Raw genomic sequence first — 19,986 nt, forward strand, 5'->3', positions numbered from 1 at the left:
TAGAAGGAATACCCACTATTATTATAAAAGTTTGCAGAATTAAATTCTATCATTGGATTTGTAAAATTAAATTCCATATAAATTGATTTAGGGATGGAATTTAGTTTTTCAATTTACGAGATCCGTTAATCAGTGAAAATGCATGTGATTATAGCTTACACTCTGGTCATAATATGATATAATAAAAAATTGATTGGAGGAATCATGATGCTTATACAGGAAAAAGAAATCAGACGTATTGTGCAAAATGAAAAGGAATATCGTTATGGTCGTTTTATGGATATGAAAGAATATTTAGAAAGAATGACGATCTCCTATGATGAAAATAATCACTGTTATAGAATCAATGCAAGAATTTCAATGTCAAATGATAAATTGATTGTATCTATGAAAATCTCACAGGATGGGGAGATTATTCAATCTCATTGTAGTTGTCCTTTAAAAGGACAATGTCGTCATATTGCAGGAATTTTGTTCTTTTTAAAGAAATTAGAAGTGACATCTTTCCCTTATTTTTATGAAAAAGATGATCATTGGAATAAGCAACAGCAACTCTTAAAAATAGAAAAACAACGACAAGAACGCATCCTGCATAAAAAACAGCAGGAATCATTAGATTTGATTCATTTATATAAAGATCAGTTATTAAGAGAATCTTTTGTTCCATTTATTTCACAACAATATCAGCTTAAAGTCTTTGTTCAACAAAAAAAGAATCAATTATGGGTTGCTTTTAAAGTTTTAACATCGACTCAAAGCTATATGATTAAAAATATTGATTCCTTTTTAAAAGCCATTGAACATCATGAACATTTACAATACAGCAAGAATTTTGAATTCATTCATAGTAGGGAAGCTTTTGATGAAGACTCTAGAGAAATCATTGATTTTATGAAAAAAAGCTTTTTAAAAAATCAGTTTATTCAACAGTGTGTTATCAAAGTATTAATGATACAGGATGATATAGATGAATTTTATAATATCATGAGTGCTTTACCTTCTTCTTATTGTGATATTGCTTTTGATAAGAAGAATTATACGATTCCCTTAGATATTTCCTTAAAAGAAGACAGCTATGTTTTAGATTTAGCTGATTATAATGAATTTGAAGATGTGATGATATCCTCACAATATTTATACAGTTTTCATAATGATACTTTATATCGCTATATGTTCCATGCGCCTATCCAAGCTATCACATTTATCAAAAAGTGGATGGAAACCAAAGGCGGTTTCTATATTCCTCAAAATGCTTTAATGGATTTTTATAAATATGTTTTATATGATTTAAGTGATGATATTGATTTAAAGACACATCTTTTTGATGCCTATCATCAGGAAGATATGATTAATCTTTATGCTGATATGACGCGTGATGATCAGATTTGTGTTCAATTAGAATATATTTATGATGATCATATCTGTTATGGTTTTGATGAAGATAATACGCATAAATCAAAGAAAGCAGATTTAATAGAAGATTATTTGCGTCCTTATATTGAAGATATTGATGATCATATGATTTATCTTCAATATGATCATGATTTTACTTATCAGTTTTTAAAAGAAAGCTTGCCATATCTTTCGCATTATTGCCAGATTTTTGTCAGTGATGCCTTAAATAGTTTTTCTCAGGTTACACCAGTAGATATACAGGTGGGTGTACATCTGCGTCGAGGCTTATTGTCTATTGATATTCATAGTATTCATGTCCAAAAAGAAGAACTTATAGATCTATTAAAAGCTTATAAGAAAAAAAGAAAATTCTATAAGTTAAAAAATGGTCAGATTCTTTCGTTAGAAAATCAGGAACTTCAGGATTTGGATCATCTGACACATTCTTTATCACTGAATATGAAAGATATTGTGGGAGGGGAGATTCAAATTCCAACTTATCGTCTGTTTGAAATTGATCAGATGATGAATCAGGAATCTTCTTTACATTATCAAAGAAGTGCTGAATTAAAGAAATGGACGGAAGACTTTAAACAAAGAGAATATGATTTTGATATTCCTCAACATTATCAAAGTATTTTAAGAGATTATCAGAAGCTTGGTTATCAGTGGTTAAGACTGATGGAACATTATGGTTTTGGTGGTATTCTGGCTGATGATATGGGGCTTGGAAAAACATTACAGATGATTACTTATTTTGATAGTTTAAAAGGACAAGGAACACATATGGTTATTGCGCCTGCAAGTCTGATTTTTAACTGGCAGGATGAATTTCAAAAATTCTCTCAAGATTTAAAGGTTTTATGTGTTTATGGTCATAAAGAAGCCAGAGAAAAGCTTTTAGAACATAAAGAAGATTATGATGTTGTGATCACATCTTATGATTATTTGAGAAGAGATATTGAACTGTATGAAACATATCAGTTCCATACAGTTGTGATTGATGAAGCTCAAAATATCAAGAATCCTAAAACACGAAATGCCATTTGTGTAAAGCGTTTAAAGGCTAAACAGCGTTTTGCTTTAACCGGAACACCGATTGAGAATTCATTAGCTGAATTATGGTCAATCTTTGACTTTTTAATGCCTTATTATCTCTATCATTATCACTACTTTTTAGAACAGTTTGAACGCCCTATTGTAAAAGAACATGATGAACAAAAACAGGAACGTCTCAAACAGATGATTACACCATTTGTTTTAAGAAGAAATAAAAAAGATGTTTTAACAGAATTACCAGAAAAAATTGAACAGACGATCTATATGCGTTTTAATGAAGAAGAAGAGAAACTTTATCTGGCTAATCTTGTCCAGGTTAATAAATCTTTACAGGAAAAACTTCAAGTTCAACAGTTAGGACGTATTGATATTCTAGCAATGTTGACACGTTTAAGACAATTGTGCCAAGATTCACGTTTATTATATCAGGATATACAAGAGCCTTCTTCAAAGTTAAAAGGATGTATGGAACTGATTCATTCTTTAAAAGATAATCATAAGAAAATATTATTATTTTCTTCATTTACTTCATTATTACATTTGATTGAAGAACAATGTCAAAAAGAACATATATCTTATTATCTTTTAGATGGTTCGACTTCAAAAGAAAAACGTAAACAAATGGTTGATGCTTTCCAAAATGATCAAACAACATTATTCCTTATTTCTTTAAAAGCAGGGGGGTCAGGTTTGAATTTAACAAGTGCTCAAGCTGTCATTCATTATGACCCATGGTGGAATATGTCAGCGAAAAATCAGGCAACAGATCGTGCACATCGTATTGGTCAGTTAGAAAATGTTCAAGTATTCTCATTGATTATGAAAAATACAATTGAAGAAAAGATAATGGAATTACAAAAACAAAAGAAAAACTTAGCAGATACTTTTGTTGAAGGAAATGAAGGAACGATTAGTACCATGAGTTTAGATGATATGAAATCGTTATTTGAGATCTCGTCATGAGATCTTTTTTTTGTGCAAAAAATGCTAGTTTTTGGGTAAAAAACATGTAGAAATATGTCGAATTTTGTAGAAAAATATACAATATTTAGGCAAATGTGCATTTTATTTATTACAGACATAGGTGTTCTATAAACTTCTCTTGTGTTTTGATATAAAAATGCATTTTATATATCTATATGGGGAGGGATGAAAACATGAAGATCATCTATGATGAAAATGAACAAATGAATCATCATGAATTAAAACTTGTTTATCATCCCAAAAACAAAAAATTAGCACAGCTTTTATTAAAACAATTTACTGAAAATTTAGGTGAAGTTGAACTCTATGATGAATACCATAATAAATATTATGTCCCCCTTTTGGCTATATACTATTTTGAAATGGTAGACCAAAAGTTTTATGCCTATACTGAAAAAGATGTCTATCGTATTTATTGTGTGAAAATGGAACGCTTAAAACAGCGGGTACAGGATTATGGCTTTTATCAGATTAATGTGCGGACACTTGTGAATATCAGACATGTGAAAACTTATAAAATTCAAAGAGGGAGTCGGCGTAGAATTATTCTTGATAATGATGATATTTTAATTTCCAGTCGGCATTATAAGCCGGAGTTTGATCGTTTAGAACATGATCTTAAACATGGTGAAATTGAAATATAAAAAGAACGAAAGAAAAATCTTTCGTTCATGATGCATCACATATAAATAAGGATGTAAGAAGCCAGGTTCATTTAGGCTAAGTCACAATCTTATTTATATCTTCTATATATTGATGCGGTTGCTGATGAGAAAAATCCCTTTCTTTTTTATTTTATAAGTTCATTTTCATACATCAATATACAGGTGTTCTTTAAAGACAAATTTATTATAACGAATAAACAAATAAAAAACGAATTGAAAAGCATAAAAACCATGAAAAGAATAATAAATTTACAGATTCGTCAAAAAAAGAATGTAAAAAAAATTACAGTTTTATCAAACTGTAAGATTTCCTGTTATTATTTATCTAATTCTTTAATTCCATAAAATTCATTTTTCTTTTCCACGTTTTCGCAAATATAATCTAATGACGCTTTATAAAAACGTGAGAAACGAATAAGTTTAGGAACAGAAGGTGTTCTTTGATCAGATTCATATTGAGAAACAATAGGTTTAGACATTTTTAATGCTTCCGCTACTTGCTTTTGTGATAATCCCGCTTCTTTTCTTAATGCTTTTAATCTTTGACCAATACTCATGTTTTCACCACCTTAAAGCTATTATACACTACGAAGATTTGCTTTAGGTAAATTCATCATAATTTCAACTCTTTTGTCATTCGACAATTCTCGACAAATTTCTACAAATTGGCATAAAAATGACCAAAAATGGGAGAAAAGTGGACTGATTTCTCATTGCAAATTGACTACAATAAAATTATCAAGATAATTAAAGAAGGGGAGAGGGAACAATGAACATTGCTGTATGTGATGATCAGCTGGATTATTTAAACTTGATTAAGAAAAAGCTTATTGAATGTTTTCATGAACCAGAAATGGAATTAAATGTTTATACTTTTTCTACAATTCAAGAGATGCTGTATAGTACAAAATTTCGTTGTTATGAATTTGCATTCATTGAAATGAAAGTCGAAAATGATCGTGGTATTGAAGCAGCTTATCGATTAAGAGAACTGAATCGTGCCTGTCAGGTTGTCTTTATTAGTGATCAATATTATCACATTCATGAAGCATTTGCGGTAAAGGCAAGGGAATATTTACTAAAACCCATTAATACAAAGCAATTTCAAAGTGTTTTTGATTATTTAATGGATTGGTATTTGCATCAAAATGTCAAATTTGTCATACCCATTAGAGAATTAGGACGTAAACGTATTTTTGATGTTGATGAAATCAAGTATTTTGAAACTTATTATAATGATTTAGAAATTGTAACGGTGGATGATCAGCATTTCATGACACATGTTAAAAATCGTTATAAGTTACGACCAGTATTAAAGTCACGATGGTTTATGCAAGTGAATCAAAGTGTTTTAGTGAATATGAAATGTATTGATTTTTTAACGGATCGTAATGTTATTTTAAAATCAAGGGAAGTCTTTCCGACAAGTCGTAAAACATTGATACAAAATCATCTTTTATTTGAAAAATTTTTAAAAGAAAAAGAAGAAAAAGAAAAATTAAGGAATGGGGAGAAATAAATTGAGAATTGCGGTGATAGATGATGAAACATTTTACATTCAAGATGTTTATTCAAAAATAGAAAATTTTAAACAGTCATTTCATGATATAGATATTGAGGTTGATACATTTACTCAAGGAAAGGAATTTTTAGATAGTTTTGAGGAACATCCATATGATTTGATTTATTTAGATATTGAATTAAATGATATCAATGGTGTTCATTTAGCTCATATGATTCATGAGAAAAAAGCTTCAACAATGATTATTTTTATGACAAGTCATATGAGTTATATACATCAGTCTTATGTTGTTAATGCTTTTCAATATCTGACAAAACCATTAAAAGATCCACTTTTTACATATGAATTGAAAAGAGCTATCAAACATTATCAATATATGCAAAAAGCTTTTGTATTTCCAACTTCACAAGGACGTATTATTTTTAATCTATCAGAAATTATATATTTAGAAACAGCTTATAAAAATTATAAGATTCATACAACACGTGGTGTATATTATGGTTCTTTAAAAGCTGTCAATAGTATTAGAAAAGCATTGTTAGATTATACGTTTGTTAAAATTCAAAGAAGTTTTATTGTGAATATGGAACATATTGTCAAAGTTGATAACATATTATTATATATGTCAGATGAAAGCATGCTGATGGTTTCAAAGAAACGCTATAAAGAGTTTAAAAGAAGATTCTATCAATTTCTAGCTGATAAAAAATAAGACCATTTTTGAGTCTTATTTTTTATTTTTGTAAGACAACTCTTAAAATAACTTGATCATGCTTTACTTCATATTTGGCTTCACCATGATAGCGTTCTGCCATTTCTTTAATACTGCTAACACCAAATCCATGAGCAATTTTATCTTTTTTACTTGTTTTATGAAAAGTTGGATGACTTCCTTCTGGAATAGAATTTTCAATATAAAGAATCACATGTGTCTGTTTGCTTTGAAGCTTTAATGAAATATGTTTTTCACCATCTATGTTCTCACATGCTTCTTTGGCATTATCTAATGCTAAACTGATAATTAAAGCTAAATCACCAGGAACAATACTTCCTAAATGTAATATTTTAGAAATATCTTCATCATATTGAATACCCTTTTCTTTAATACTTTGAATATGAGCATTCAATGCACCATCAATCGCTGCAATACCAGTATGTGTTAATGCCTGATATGCTTCAACATGTGTTTTTAAGTTCTGTTCAATATAATTCTTTGCTTCTTCATATTCTTCTTTTTCCAAATGTGATTGTAAAATAATTAAGATGTTATTGAGATTATGGTTAATCTTTCTAATCTCTTTTTGTTGTTGTTCTCTTTGTTGGTTAAATTCTTTTTCTTTCTCCAAGTTCTGTATAATAGATTCTTGTAAATGCTTATCTTTTTCATATTTCGTTTGCATTCTATCAAAACATATTAATGCAATAATGCTGATCATGACAGTGAAGATGTAAGTACGGGCAATTGTGGGTATGAAAAATAATACATTATTATTTAAGATAAAAGTTAAACTAAAATATGTAAATACTAGGATATATAAATTTTTAAATTTTCTTAAGTTGTTAATTCCTTTTAATTTAAAAGAGAATAAGGTATATGAAAGAAATTTTGAAATACAATGGACAAAAATAAAATGTGAAGTTGAGAAATCAGTATAGTTTATTGCAACTCTTGTATCGAAAATCCAAGAAATAAATAATGTTGTTATACAAAATATAAACCAATTAATAATAATAAATATACTGATTTGTTTAATGAAATTAATCGTAGAAACTTTCCATTTATGAAAAAGTAATGTTAAAATTATGAAAGTTAAAGCATAAATAATAATATTAATTTTTATATTAGTTGATAACGTTAAACCGATAAATACAAAAGTATATAACAAATAACACATATTTTGGGCTTTGTCTTGATAGATATTATGATAGATATTTTTTAAATAAAAATCTAATAATAATATATCTAAAATGGCAATAAAGGCTTTACAAAATAGATTTAATACAATTGTCATAAATTACATCTCCTTATCTATAAAATTAAAATATTTTTCTTTGAATTCTTTGCGAATTCGTTTCGTTAATGGGAGAATATCATCATTGGTCATTGTGATGTAGTCAAAACAGAATGATTTGACATGTTTAAAATTAATGATGATACTTCGATTGAGTTGGAAGAAATGATATTCTAGTAATTGTTGTTTGGATTTCGTTATGGTTTTAAGATTACCAAAATAATGATGTTTGGTTGTTTTTAACTTGTATTTACCATAACTTGTTTCTAGATAGAGAATTTGATCAGTTTTAATATAAACCTTTCCCTCAGTTGTCGAAAATAATACTGTACGATTTAAACGCTTATAAACCTGATTTGCATGATGAAGTTCTCTTTGAAATAATTTTTGATCAATAGGCTTATCAATAAATAAATCAGCTCCAATCCACATAGATTCAGGTAAATAATAGTGATATGCTGTAATAAAAATAAAAATACAATTTGCTTTGATATCTTTAATCATTTTAGCTAATTCAATACCATTTTGAGAGTTATCAAGCTCAATGTCTAGAAAAACAAGATCATAAGGTTCAATTCTAAATGCATCAATTAATTCATTACCTTTTGTATATCCATCTATGATGGTGGGCTTTGTGTCATGAAACTCATAGTTTTTAATCCTTTCCATAATATTTTGTACATAAAATAATTCGTCGTCACATATTGCGATACGCATAATTTCTACCTCCTTTTTGACAACTATCTACATTATATGACAAAGATTTTTATATCAGAAAAAATACCCAAAGTGTGCATTTTTATAGTTAAAATATGCACAAATTTTATATATAGAATAACTTTTTTGAGTATTTTGGTAGACTATTGTCGAAAGGAGGTGAGGGTTATGTCAATCCAAAAAAAGGTTATGGCGTTAGGTTTAAGTTTTCTTGTTTTAGGAGGAACAATGACTTCAGCTTTAGCTTATGTATATGAACAAGGAACAAGATATCAAACGGTGACACACAGAAATATTCCTGCTTGGGGAGGAGAACATTTTGATACAACTTATGGAAGTAAAAAAACTATGACAAGTCAAATTGGTACATTTAAAAAGACACATGGGGATGCAGCTTTAGGAAATTATGCTGAGTTAGTAGATATAAATAAAAATTATAAATCTAATCTTGTAGGAATTCCTTTAGATAGAATGATTCTTGTGAATGAACATGGATGTAGTAAAGGAACAGTATATTTTACCTGTGTAACATCTCACAATTTTGAACCTAGCAATACTTGTGATGTCACTTTGAAGTTTAGTGCAGACAATTTGTACTAAGTAAAAAGAGCCAACTTTTAGGTTGACTCAATTAGTCTAGTTGATTGATTTCAACTAGGCTTTTTTGTTATGATGACTTCTTTGATACGACGATCTTGAATCTTGGTGATCTGGAAAGTTATGTTATCTATGTGAATTGTTTTCGTTGTACCATCTTTTGGGATAGAACGAAGATGACTGTATATGTAACCACCAATGGTATTGTAATCTTCATCTTCTGGAAATTGAATACCTGTTGCTTCGATAAGATCTTCGATATCTGTATTTCCATTGACACGCCATTGTGTTTCATTGATTTTTTGAATATCTGGGCGCTCACGTGAGTCATGTTCATCATAGATATTTCCAAAGATTTCTTCAACTAAGTCTTCTAATGTAATGATTCCACTGATACCTCCAAATTCGTCAATAGCAATAGCAAAATGAATATTTTTATTTTGCATATCTGCAAATAAATCATCAGCTCTCATGGAATCTGGAATAAAGTATGGTTTTGTAAGAATCTTTTCAAATGGTTTCTTTTTTGTTTGGAGATTCAACAAATAATCTCTGACATGTAAGACACCGATAATGTTGTTTTCATCGTTTTGATAAACAGGATAACGTGATAATCCAGTATTTTGAATGATTTTAATAATCTCTTCTTGCGAGGCATCTGCTGAAATACAAACAATATCAACAGAAGGTGTCATAATTTCAGAAATATCTGTATCATTAAAATCAAAAATATTTTGTAGCCATTCACTTTCATCTTCATCTAAAACGCCACGTTTTTCACCGAGTTCGATCATTGTCAAGATTTCTTCTTCGGTGATGCTATCTTCTTCAGCTTCTGTTTTTAAGTGTAATAGTTTTAAAACGGCATTGGTTGAAAAAGATAAGAATTTGACAACGGGGTTCATAATTTTTGCAATCATTAAAACTGTGCCACATGAGATTTTAGATACTTCATATGGTTTTTGCATGGCAATTCTTTTAGGAACCAATTCACCTAGAATTAAAGTAAAATAAGATAAAATAATTGTAATAACAATGACTGATAGTGTATCAAGGACATTTAATGGGATACTTGTGATTCCTAAATCCTGTGATACCCATTGAACAAGGTATTCTGAAAAGTTATCAGCCGCAAAGGCACTTCCTAAAAATCCAGCTAACGTAATTCCAATTTGAATTGTTGATAAGAATCCAGAAGGTTCTTGTAGAAGAATTAATAAGCGTTTAGCTGTTTTTTCACCATTTTCAGCTTTTTTCTCTAACTGTGTTTTGTTTAATGATAGTACAGCAATTTCTGTTGCTGCAAAGAATGCATTCAATAAAATTAAAATAATCTGCAATAATAATTGCGAGGGTATAGAGTCCATAACTTCACTCTCCTTTTATTTTTTGGCTCTATATGTTTGTGATACAAAAAAAAGACAACTACCACAACACTGCAATAAAAGTCTCGTTATTTCATATATAAAACCGGCTAATAAACTTAGCGTGATGTCGATTATATAACATCATGAAATGATGCTAACTACTCCCTTTTATGTGTTCTATTTTATCATATTGCACGTAACTGTCAATATTGTTATGATAAGAGTATGTAAAAAAGAGGTGAAGCATATATGAAACTTGAATTACTGGAATACGTTCATGAGCATTTGCCTAGGGGCTTTACGCCTTATTATATTTATGCCATTATGGTTGATTCAATAGAAGTGGGGCGTTTAACTTTTAGAGAAGGAACCATACAACAACACTATTTTGATGGTCATATTGGTTATCATATTGATGAAGCTTATCGTGGTCATCATTATGCTTATCAGGCTTGTTTGCTTTTACAAAAACAATTACAGTTTCATCAGGTGATTTTAACTTGTGATCCTCATAATCAGGCTTCTTTACGTACTATTCAAAAATTAGGCGCAAGATATATAGAAAGAAAGGTTATTCCTGCAAAACAGCGTCGTTTTTTTGCGAGTGATGAAAAGGAAAAAATGGTTTTTATTTGGGAAATATAATGTGTTTGTTTTATAATAATGGAAAAGGAGGCATAACATGAAGTTTGTACATATTGGGGATTTACATTTAGGGAAAGTCATACATCAATATTCTTTATTAGATATTCAACGTGAATTGTTATTTGAATTATTAACATATATGGATGAACAGGATATCCGTTTATTAGTCATTGCAGGTGATGTTTATGATCGTTTGATACCAAGTCAGGAGGCAGTGAATTTATTAGATGATTTTTTAAGTCAGGCTTTACTAACTTATCATATTCAGGTTTTAATGATTAGTGGTAATCATGATAGTAGAGATCGTTTACATTTTGCAAGTTCTATTTTATCTAAAAATGGTTTACATATTGAAACATATTTAAAAGAGAATATGGCTTTTGTAGAGTATGGAAAGACAAGGTTTTATTTATTGCCTTTTGTCAAGCCATCACAGGTGAAAATGTTATATCCTGATCAGGACATGCATGATTATCAAAGTGCGTTATCTTTTTATCTTTCCAAGCAAAGTCTTGACTATGATTATCAAAATATACTGGTCACACATCAATTTGTTGGACATTCTAGTGTCACAAGTGAATCAGAAGTTCCATTAAGTGTAGGAGGCAGTGAAATCATTGATGCTTCTTTATTTGATGATTTTGATTATGTCGCTTTAGGACATCTTCATGCACCTCAAAAGGTGAAACGTGAAACGATGCGTTATAGTGGATCTTTGATGTGTTATTCTTTTGATGAAGTGAATCAAAAAAAATCTATTGTGATTGTGGATACAGATGATTTGTCTATCACAACCCATGAATTACATCCACGTCAGACCTTAAAAAAATATCAAGGTACATTTGCACAGTTTATGCAAAATGATTTTATTGAGAAAAAAGATGATTTTTTAGCTTTTGAATTATTAGATGAAACCATTGTTCCTCATGCGATTGAACAACTTCGTGTTTTATATCCCCATCTTTTACAGATCACTTATCAATATTTAATGAAACATAATCAAACAAGTTCATTTCAACCGATACAATCTATTCAACAGATGGATACTTTGTCATTATTTGAACAATTTTATCAAGATGTCAAAAGTCAAAAATTAAATGACTTACAAAAAGATGTTGTCAAAACATTATTGGAAAAGGCAGGTGAAGAGAGTGAGAATTATTAAATTAACAATGAATGCTTTTATGACCTATAAAGATTTCACTGTTGTTGATTTTGAAAATATGTTAGATCATGGCTTATATTTAATTAGTGGACCAACAGGTTCAGGAAAAACAACTCTCTTTGATGCGATTACGTTTGCTTTGTATGGAGAAGCCAGTGGTTCACATCGTCATGTTTCTTATTTTCGCAGTGACTTTGCGGATGCAAAAGATGAAACGTATGTAGAATTGACTTTTGAATTACATCAGCATATCTATACAATCAAGCGTTCACCGACTTATTATCGTGAAGGCTATAAAACACCTAAAAATGCCAATGCTTATTTAGATGATGGAGAACACATGATTGAAGGAGTTAAAGAAGTCAATGCCAAAATCAAGGAATTATTGGGTGTTGATGTTCATCAGTTTAAACAGATTGTCATGATTGCACAAGGTGAGTTTACGAAACTGATTTATGCCAGCAGTGAAGAAAGAGAACGTGTTTTACGTCATGTTTTTCATAGTGAATCACTAGTTGTTTTTGAAAATCTATTGAAAGAACAGGTGAAAACTTACAAAGATCAGTTTTTATTATCATCACAAGCTTTATCATCACGTTTTTCCATGTTGCAGCTAGATTCTGCGTTTATGGACATGCATCAACAGGAATTCCATCCTTCCTATATTCAGGAGGCCACTTTGGAAAATGAAAAGCTTCATGATCAGTTACAACACTATCAGACATCGTATCAAAATGCGAAGACAAGCTATGATCAGTTTGCGAATCTTTATTATCAAAAACAACAACAAAATCTTCAATTATCAGAATTACAACAAATCACACAACAATATCAGACTTTACAAAATCAAGAAAAGATGATGGCTTCATTGAAACATGATTTAGATCAAGTGACAGCCATCAAAGATCATCAATCTTTATTAGACCAGTATCAACAAATCAAACTATCATATCAACAGGCCATGAATCAAAAACAAAAAGTTCATAAACAGTTAGAAACTTCTCAAAAACAGTTTGAACAGCTTGAAAGAGAATATCAGCAATTAGAAAAAGAGAAACAACAAAAAGATCAGCTTTTATTAGATATTGATAATACCAAACAATCTTTAGAAAAATATCAACAATATCATCAGCTTCTCCAACAATATCAAAACCAGTACAAACAATATCAATCTATGCAAAACGATTATCAAAATTTACAGTCACGCTATGAAAAGTTAGACAATCGCATTCAACGTGATCAGGAAAATGTCAATCGTTTACCGCGCTTAGAATTGGAATTAGAACAAAATGAGAAAAATGTCAAAGATATTAATAAAAAAAGAGTCATGATTCATGAACTCAGTCAGTTTTATGATGAATGGAAATCTTTAGAAGATCATCACTATGATTTGTCAGTGAATTATCAAAAGAAGCATCAAAAATATGAAGATATATTAGTCAAATATCGCCATGAAGATGAGCTCTTCCGTCGTCAACAGGCAGGCATTTTAGCATCTCATTTAAAAGAAAATGAACCTTGTCCAGTCTGTGGCTCAACGCATCATCCTCATTTGGCTCAACTGGAAACATCGGTTTTATCTTCTCATGAATTAGAAAATTTATCTCAACAGGTAGAAGTGCTTAATCAACAACAACAGGAAGCATATCAGGACGTTTTCCAACAAAATGAATTTGTTCAACAAATGAAAACACGTATTGAGATGTTAAAAGAGCAGCTGGATATTCAAGAAGAATTATCAAAAGAAGTTTTTATTCGTTTATTATCTGATATTGTACAGGTTATTGATGAACAGGAAAAAACATATCAGAAAAAATATAATGATGTGATTTATTTAAAGAAGATTCAAAAAAATCTGAAACAGGATCATCTTTTACTTCAACAACAGAATCAATATCTACAGGATATGCAAAATCAGATTATTGATAAAGAAAAACAGTTATCTTTATTACATCAACAATATACACAGCTTCAAGAAGAATATCATTTTTCTAATGAACAAGATATCTCTGTTTTATTGAAACATCAACAAATACAATTTCAACAGCTAGACCAGCATATTCATGATATTGAAAATCAATATCATCAATGCCAAAAAGATATTTCTGTTTATACGCATCAGCTTGAAACATTCTCTAGTCAAATAGATGATTTAGAATCAAAACAGGAAGCATATACACAGCGTTATCAGGCATTTATTGATCAATACTTTGAAAGTGAAGAACAGTTTTTAGATTATCAAAAACGTCAACAGTCTATTTTCAATCAGGAAAAAGATTATCAGAATTATATCATTCAAAAAGAAGCGTTAGGGAAACAAAAACAGCTTTTAGAAAAGAAAACCAAAGATTATCACATGACTGATTTGTCTTTAGAAAAACAACAGTTAGATGCATTGGCACAAAAACGTGATGAAACTTATACACAATATCATGAGACTTTACATGTTTATAAGCAAAATCAGGAAACATTAGATCAGTTAGATAAGGATTATCATAAAAATCAGGATATTTTTGAAAAGTATACACTTTATCAGGATTTATATGATTATACATCAGGAAAGAATCCTTTACGTATGTCTTTTGAAAGATATGTTTTATCAGCTTATTTTGAACAGATTCTCGAATTTGCAAATATTGAGCTATTAAAAATGACACAAGGACGATTTGCCTTGTATCGTAAAAAAGATGTCAAAGGTGTTAAACAACAAGGATTGGATTTAAGTGTTCTGGATTATGAAACGGGAATGATGCGAGATATTCAGTCTTTATCAGGTGGAGAATCTTTTAAAGCGGCTTTATCACTGGCTTTAGGTCTATCGTCTATGATTCAAAATTATGCCGGAGGCATTGAATTAAATACGCTATTTATTGATGAAGGTTTTGGGACTTTAGATCATGAATCTATTGATCAGGCTTTATCAGTTTTAATGGATTTAAAGAATGATCATAAGACGATTGGTATTATTTCTCATGTTGATGAATTGAAAGAAAGAATTGATACTCAGATTATTGTAGAAAAAGGACAACAGGGCAGTTCATTACATATTGAAAGGGGATAAGCCAAATGAAACTGATTTATAAATATCATCGTATGACAGCCAAGGTTTCAGGTTTTGGAATCACTGAATATCGTTTTGAAAAGTTGCATGAGATCATTGATGGTTATGCAAGTGAAGGATGGCGTTATGCGGGTTGGATTCCAGTTTTGCAAAGAGGCAATGGTTACATAGAAGAAATAGATTTGGTTTTTGAAAAAGAAAAAGTCGAGTCCTAATTGCTTTTTAGTTAAATTCTTGTATAATAGTAAGGTAAATATTAGAGAAGGGGTATAGAAAAAATGGCAAATAAAGTAAAAAATGATGCGATTACATCAAGAGATGAAGACTTTGCGAAATGGTATACAGATGTTTGTCGTAAAGCCGAATTAATGGATTATTCAAGTGTCAAAGGGTTTATTATCTATCGCCCATATGGTTATGCGTTATGGGAAATGATTCAAGCCTATATGGACAAAAAATTTAAAGAAACGGGACATGAAAATGTTTATATGCCGATGTTAATCCCTGAATCATTATTAAAAAAAGAAGCTGATCATGTTGAAGGATTTGCGCCTGAATGTGCAGTTGTCACACGTGGTGGATTAGATGAATTGGAAGAACGTTTATTGATTCGTCCAACATCTGAAACATTATTTTGTGAACATTATGCAAAGATTGTCAATTCTTATCGTGATTTACCAAAATTATATAATCAATGGTGCTCTGTTGTGCGTTGGGAGAAAACAACAAGACCATTTTTAAGAGGTTCAGAATTTTTATGGCAGGAAGGACATACGATTCATGCAACAGCAAAAGAAGCGAAAGAAGAAACAATGCGTATGTTGGATATCTATGAAACAACTGCCAGAGAATTATTGGCTATTCCAATGGTAACAGGTAGAAAAACAGAAAGAGAAAAATTTGCAGGAGCAGAAGAAACATATACAATTGAAGCTTTAATGCATGATGGAAAAGCATTGCAGTCTGGAACCTCACATTATTTTGGTGATGGTTTTGCGAAAGCTTTTGATATGAAATTCTTAGACAAAGATAATCAGCTTAAATATGTTTATCAGACTTCATGGGGTGTTTCAACACGTTTACTTGGAGCGATTATTATGGTTCATGGTGATGATAATGGGTTAGTATTACCGCCAAGAGTCGCACCAACACAAGTGATGATTATTCCAATTCAACAACAAAAAGAAGGAATCTTAGATAAAGCTTATGAACTTCAGGCTCAATTACAGGCTAAAGGTATCCGTGTGAAAGTGGATGCGAGTGACAAATCACCAGGATGGAAGTTCTCAGAAGCTGAAATGCGTGGTATTCCATTACGTTTAGAAGTTGGTCCAAGAGATTTACAGAATGGTCAATGTGTTGTCGCTAAACGTGTGAATGGTGAAAAATTAACTTTAGCTCTTGATGAGACATTACCAGAAAAATTAGCTCATTTACTAGATGAAGTTCATGAAGAAATGTATCAGAAAGCTTTAAAATTTAGAGATGAACATATCACTGATGTCACAACTTATGAAGAATTTAAAGACGTTTTAAATAACAAAGGTGGTTACGTTAAAATGCCTTGGTGTGGTGATGAAGCATGTGAAGTGAAGATCAAAGAAGACACTGCTGCAACATCACGTTGTATTGATACAGATGCTCACGCTGATGGGGTTTGTCCAATTTGTGGTAAGAAAGCAAAACATATTGTTTATTTTGCAAGAGCATATTAAAACTATGGAAAAAAGAAATGAACTTCATGATTTGAATTTCCAAATCATGAAGTTCACTTCTAATCACCATAGTTTTTTTATTCCTTGATTTTGACTTTTAATAAATGGATGAGAGCTGGAGCCTGATTATAGGCGATGATAGCCCCAGCAATATCTTGAGAAGATGTCATGATGCCTTCAATCTGACATGAAGATAAATCAATGTGAGAAAGTGAAGCATGGAGAAATTCACATTCTCGTAAATCGCATTCATCAAAGCTTGTTTTTGTCATTTTGACTTCTACAAAACTGGCATTTTGTAGACAACAATGTTGAAACTGCACTGTTTTATTATGCATGAATGCAAAATTCGCAAATGAGCATAGACATTCTTGAAAAATAACCTGATCAAAGATGGATTCAGAAAAGTCAGTACCCATCAATTTACAGTTTTCAAAACAGACATGTCTAAAAAGTGTATGGTTCAATTTGATATTGGATAAATCACAATGAATAAAAGTGACATTGACAAAATAACTGTTTTCAAAAGAAACATCTTGAAAATCAATATGTTCAAACTGACAATGTTGAAAGTCTTTATGTTTGAAATGACTATCAAAAATAGCTTCATCCTGATAATGTTGATCTATGATTGTGTCTTGAGCTAAATCTGTTTTGAAACAATGCTTATCCATAATGAACTCCTTTTCTGATATTTTTCATTATCATAACATAGAATGATAGAAAATGAAATCATACAGAGTTGTTCCTTTTCAAGATACATTTCTTCTTTTTTAGATGTGTTTGTGATAAAATAGGATAAAAATGAGGTGTAAGTATGCAAAAGAAGATTGCTTTAATTAATGATATGACAGGATTTGGAAGATGTGCGATTGCGGCTATGGCACCTATTGTATCCGCTATGAAGATACAGGCTGTTCCTATTCCTACCGCTATTTTATCAACCCATACCCAATTTCCCGTTTATTATTTTGATGATTATACATCAAGGATGAAAGATTATATCCAGACTTATAAAGATCTGCATTTAGAATTTGATGCCATTGCGACAGGCTTTTTAGGTTCTGAAGAACAGGTTGATATTGTGATTGATTTTATACAGACTTTTAAAAGAAAAGAAACGTTTATTCTTGTGGATCCTGTGATGGGAGATCATGGAAAATTGTATATGACATATACACCTGCCATGTGTCAGAAGATGAAAGAACTGGTTCAATATGCGGATTTAATGACACCGAATTTAACTGAACTTGTCACTTTAGTTGATCGCCCTTACCCTGAGTCTTTGCCTTCATTTGATGAACTCAAAGAGATGTGTGAACAGTTATCAAGACAAGGACCATCTCATATTGTTGTGACAGGTATACCGTTTAATGATAAACAGATTTTAAATTTTATTTATAATAAACATGAAGATTATCAGATTGTAATGGTGGATCGCATTGGTAAAGATCGTTGTGGAACAGGAGATGTTATTGCGGCTGTCATAGCAGGAAGCTATTTGAATGGATTGAGTTTTTATGAAAGTGTCAAAAAAGCAACAGCCTTTGCTTCAAAATGTATTCGCTTTTGTGAACAGACACACGTCCCTCATCATTATGGTTTGAGCTTTGAAGAATATTTATATGAGTTAGGAGAAGATTTATGATTTTATATACAATACACGGCAATGGTTATCAGGATATCAGTGAATTAGCTTCATTAGAAGATGTTACAGTTTATGTTAATTTAACCAATCGTTGTCCTTGTGCCTGTACATTTTGTTTAAGACAGACAAAGGAAATGGAAGAAGGGCATAGTTTATGGCTTAAAGAGGAACCGACTGTTGAAGATGTGATTAAAGAGTTTCAAAAATATGATTTAGATGATTTCCATGAAGTTGTTTTCTGTGGTTTTGGTGAACCCTTAGAAAGAGTGGAAGATGTGATACAGATTGCAGGGATTTTAAAGCATTTTCGAAGAGATTTACCTATTCGTGTCAATACCAATGGTTTAGCTTGTTTGATTCATCAAAGAGATGTAACACCTGAATTCAAGGGAAGAATTGATACAGTTTCGATCAGTTTAAATGCTCCTGATGCTAAGGAATATGATGCATTAACACGCAGTCGTTTTGGGATAGAGTCTTTTCAGGCTATGCTTGATTTTGCAAAGTCTTGCCTAGAGTATGTTCCATTTGTTGTGATGAGTGTTGTAGATATTATTGGTGAAGAGAAAATAAAGAAATGTCAGGCAATTTGTGATGATTTAGGCGTGACTTTACGTGTCCGTCCTTTTGAAGAGTAGGAGAGTGAAAATATGTTATATATGACAAGAGAACAGCGTCAGATTCAATTAGAGAAAATGGTTAATACAAGAGATTTAGGTGGTTATGAAACACAGGGTGGAATGTATAGTCGTGCTCATAAGTATATCAGAGCGGCTGCACCTACTTATGCAACTTCAAAAGACATTCAGACTTTAAAGAATTATGGTGTTAAAGTTGTGATTGATTTAAGAAGTGATTTTGAAAAAGAGTGTCAGCCTAATCCATTTCAAAATGAAAAAGATATTGATTATTATGAAGTGAATTTATTTGATTCTACTAAAGCCGCTATTGTTCCTGAAGAAGTGAAAACTTATAAAGACTTAGGTGGTGTCTATATTTATATGTTAGAAGGGATGAAACATAAATTTAAAGAATTGTTTGATATCTTTGTGAAATATCCTTATGAAGGCGTTATGTTTCATTGTTCTGCTGGTAAAGATCGTACAGGTGTCACTGCAGCTTTATTGTTGGATCTGATTGGATGTCATGAATATGATATTGTGAAAGATTATAGTGAATCTTATGAAAATAATATAGATATTAATGCGTCTTTGGCACAAATGATGGATAATGAAGAAGCGAAACAATATTTAAGATCTTCACCTCGATATATGATGGAGTTATTGGATTATTTAAGAGAACATTATGGTAGTGCTAAAGAGTATTTATTGGAAATTGGGTTAAAAAATGAAGAAATTGAACAATTAATTGAGAATTTTACAATTTAAAAAAGAAAAATGCCCTCTAAAATGCGTATATAAGTATTAGGAGGGA

The 19,986-nt window shown here is 30.6% G+C and carries 18 protein-coding genes; 13 read left to right on the forward strand and 5 right to left on the reverse strand.

The window, feature by feature from the left end; all coding sequences use genetic code 11:
* The first annotated feature begins 204 nt into the window (after positions 1–204).
* Both B5E79_RS08270 and B5E79_RS08275 read left to right on the forward strand, forming a co-directional pair.
* Complete coding sequence (locus B5E79_RS08270; RefSeq protein ID WP_241147474.1) at positions 205–3,417, forward strand: DEAD/DEAH box helicase; 3,213 nt, start codon at positions 205–207, stop codon at positions 3,415–3,417.
* A gap of 194 nt (positions 3,418–3,611) precedes the next feature.
* Positions 3,612–4,082, forward strand: a complete 471-nt coding sequence (locus B5E79_RS08275; protein ID WP_087243957.1) for a LytTR family DNA-binding domain-containing protein — start codon at positions 3,612–3,614, stop codon at positions 4,080–4,082.
* A gap of 338 nt (positions 4,083–4,420) precedes the next feature.
* Here B5E79_RS08275 and B5E79_RS08280 read toward each other — a convergent pair whose 3' ends face one another.
* Entirely contained in the window at positions 4,421–4,660 is a 240-nt protein-coding gene (locus B5E79_RS08280) for a helix-turn-helix domain-containing protein (RefSeq protein ID WP_087297651.1), read from the reverse strand.
* A gap of 212 nt (positions 4,661–4,872) precedes the next feature.
* On the opposite strand from B5E79_RS08280, the gene B5E79_RS08285 reads away from it, so the two are divergent.
* Together B5E79_RS08285 and B5E79_RS08290 are read left to right on the forward strand one after the other, a co-directional pair.
* A complete protein-coding gene (locus B5E79_RS08285; protein ID WP_087297652.1) occupies positions 4,873–5,622 on the forward strand; it encodes a LytR/AlgR family response regulator transcription factor in 750 nt (249 codons plus the stop codon).
* 1 nt (position 5,623) lies between these two features.
* The gene (locus B5E79_RS08290) at positions 5,624–6,337 is read left to right on the forward strand and encodes a LytR/AlgR family response regulator transcription factor (protein ID WP_087243960.1); all 714 of its coding nucleotides are present in this window, start codon (positions 5,624–5,626) and stop codon (positions 6,335–6,337) included.
* Between the two features lie 22 nt (positions 6,338–6,359).
* On the opposite strand, the gene B5E79_RS08295 is transcribed toward B5E79_RS08290, so the two are convergent.
* Together B5E79_RS08295 and B5E79_RS08300 are read right to left on the reverse strand one after the other, a co-directional pair.
* Positions 6,360–7,637 (reverse strand): sensor histidine kinase, encoded by a 1,278-nt coding sequence (locus B5E79_RS08295; RefSeq protein WP_087297654.1) that lies wholly within the window; start codon positions 7,635–7,637, stop codon positions 6,360–6,362.
* 3 nt (positions 7,638–7,640) lie between these two features.
* The gene (locus B5E79_RS08300; RefSeq protein ID WP_087297655.1) at positions 7,641–8,354 is read right to left on the reverse strand and encodes a LytR/AlgR family response regulator transcription factor; all 714 of its coding nucleotides are present in this window, start codon (positions 8,352–8,354) and stop codon (positions 7,641–7,643) included.
* A 168-nt stretch (positions 8,355–8,522) separates the two neighbouring features.
* On the opposite strand from B5E79_RS08300, the gene B5E79_RS08305 reads away from it, so the two are divergent.
* Positions 8,523–8,954: a hypothetical protein gene (locus B5E79_RS08305; RefSeq protein WP_087297656.1), complete on the forward strand. Its 432-nt coding sequence runs from the start codon at positions 8,523–8,525 to the stop codon at positions 8,952–8,954.
* 50 nt (positions 8,955–9,004) lie between these two features.
* Here the strand turns inward: B5E79_RS08305 and B5E79_RS08310 are convergent, their stop codons facing one another.
* Positions 9,005–10,318, reverse strand: coding sequence for a hemolysin family protein (locus B5E79_RS08310; protein WP_087297657.1), 1,314 nt, complete (start codon positions 10,316–10,318; stop codon positions 9,005–9,007).
* Between the two features lie 249 nt (positions 10,319–10,567).
* Here B5E79_RS08310 and B5E79_RS08315 point away from each other — a divergent pair, with 249 nt between their 5' ends.
* From B5E79_RS08315 to proS, 5 genes are all read left to right on the forward strand, one after another.
* Entirely contained in the window at positions 10,568–10,963 is a 396-nt protein-coding gene (locus B5E79_RS08315; RefSeq protein ID WP_087297658.1) for a GNAT family N-acetyltransferase, read from the forward strand.
* Between the two features lie 37 nt (positions 10,964–11,000).
* Positions 11,001–12,128, forward strand: a complete 1,128-nt coding sequence (locus B5E79_RS08320; protein ID WP_087297659.1) for an exonuclease SbcCD subunit D — start codon at positions 11,001–11,003, stop codon at positions 12,126–12,128.
* The gene (locus tag B5E79_RS08325) at positions 12,115–15,189 is read left to right on the forward strand and encodes an AAA family ATPase (protein WP_087297660.1); all 3,075 of its coding nucleotides are present in this window, start codon (positions 12,115–12,117) and stop codon (positions 15,187–15,189) included. The genes B5E79_RS08320 and B5E79_RS08325 overlap by 14 nt, the downstream gene beginning before the upstream one ends.
* A gap of 5 nt (positions 15,190–15,194) precedes the next feature.
* Positions 15,195–15,404: a DUF4177 domain-containing protein gene (locus B5E79_RS08330; RefSeq protein WP_087297661.1), complete on the forward strand. Its 210-nt coding sequence runs from the start codon at positions 15,195–15,197 to the stop codon at positions 15,402–15,404.
* Positions 15,405–15,467: 63 nt separating this feature from the next.
* On the forward strand, positions 15,468–16,904 hold the full coding sequence (gene proS / locus B5E79_RS08335; RefSeq protein WP_087297662.1) for a proline--tRNA ligase: 1,437 nt from the start codon (positions 15,468–15,470) through the stop codon (positions 16,902–16,904).
* 77 nt (positions 16,905–16,981) lie between these two features.
* On the opposite strand, the gene B5E79_RS08340 is transcribed toward proS, so the two are convergent.
* A complete protein-coding gene (locus B5E79_RS08340; RefSeq protein WP_087297663.1) occupies positions 16,982–17,578 on the reverse strand; it encodes a pentapeptide repeat-containing protein in 597 nt (198 codons plus the stop codon).
* A gap of 143 nt (positions 17,579–17,721) precedes the next feature.
* Here B5E79_RS08340 and B5E79_RS08345 point away from each other — a divergent pair, with 143 nt between their 5' ends.
* Genes B5E79_RS08345 through B5E79_RS08355 form a run of 3 tightly spaced genes read left to right on the forward strand, consistent with a single transcriptional unit; the run spans position 17,722 to position 19,940 of the window.
* Positions 17,722–18,552 carry a pyridoxamine kinase gene (locus B5E79_RS08345; RefSeq protein ID WP_087297664.1) on the forward strand — a complete coding sequence of 277 codons (831 nt, stop codon included), beginning with the start codon at positions 17,722–17,724 and terminating at the stop codon, positions 18,550–18,552.
* A complete protein-coding gene (locus tag B5E79_RS08350; protein ID WP_087243972.1) occupies positions 18,549–19,190 on the forward strand; it encodes a TatD family nuclease-associated radical SAM protein in 642 nt (213 codons plus the stop codon). The genes B5E79_RS08345 and B5E79_RS08350 overlap by 4 nt, the downstream gene beginning before the upstream one ends.
* 12 nt (positions 19,191–19,202) lie before the next feature.
* Positions 19,203–19,940, forward strand: a complete 738-nt coding sequence (locus tag B5E79_RS08355) for a tyrosine-protein phosphatase (RefSeq protein WP_087297665.1) — start codon at positions 19,203–19,205, stop codon at positions 19,938–19,940.
* Positions 19,941–19,986: the final 46 nt, after the last annotated feature.

The organism is Massilimicrobiota sp. An134, assembly GCF_002160815.1.
Classification (GTDB): Bacteria; Bacillota_I; Bacilli_A; order Erysipelotrichales; family Coprobacillaceae; genus Allocoprobacillus; species Allocoprobacillus merdigallinarum.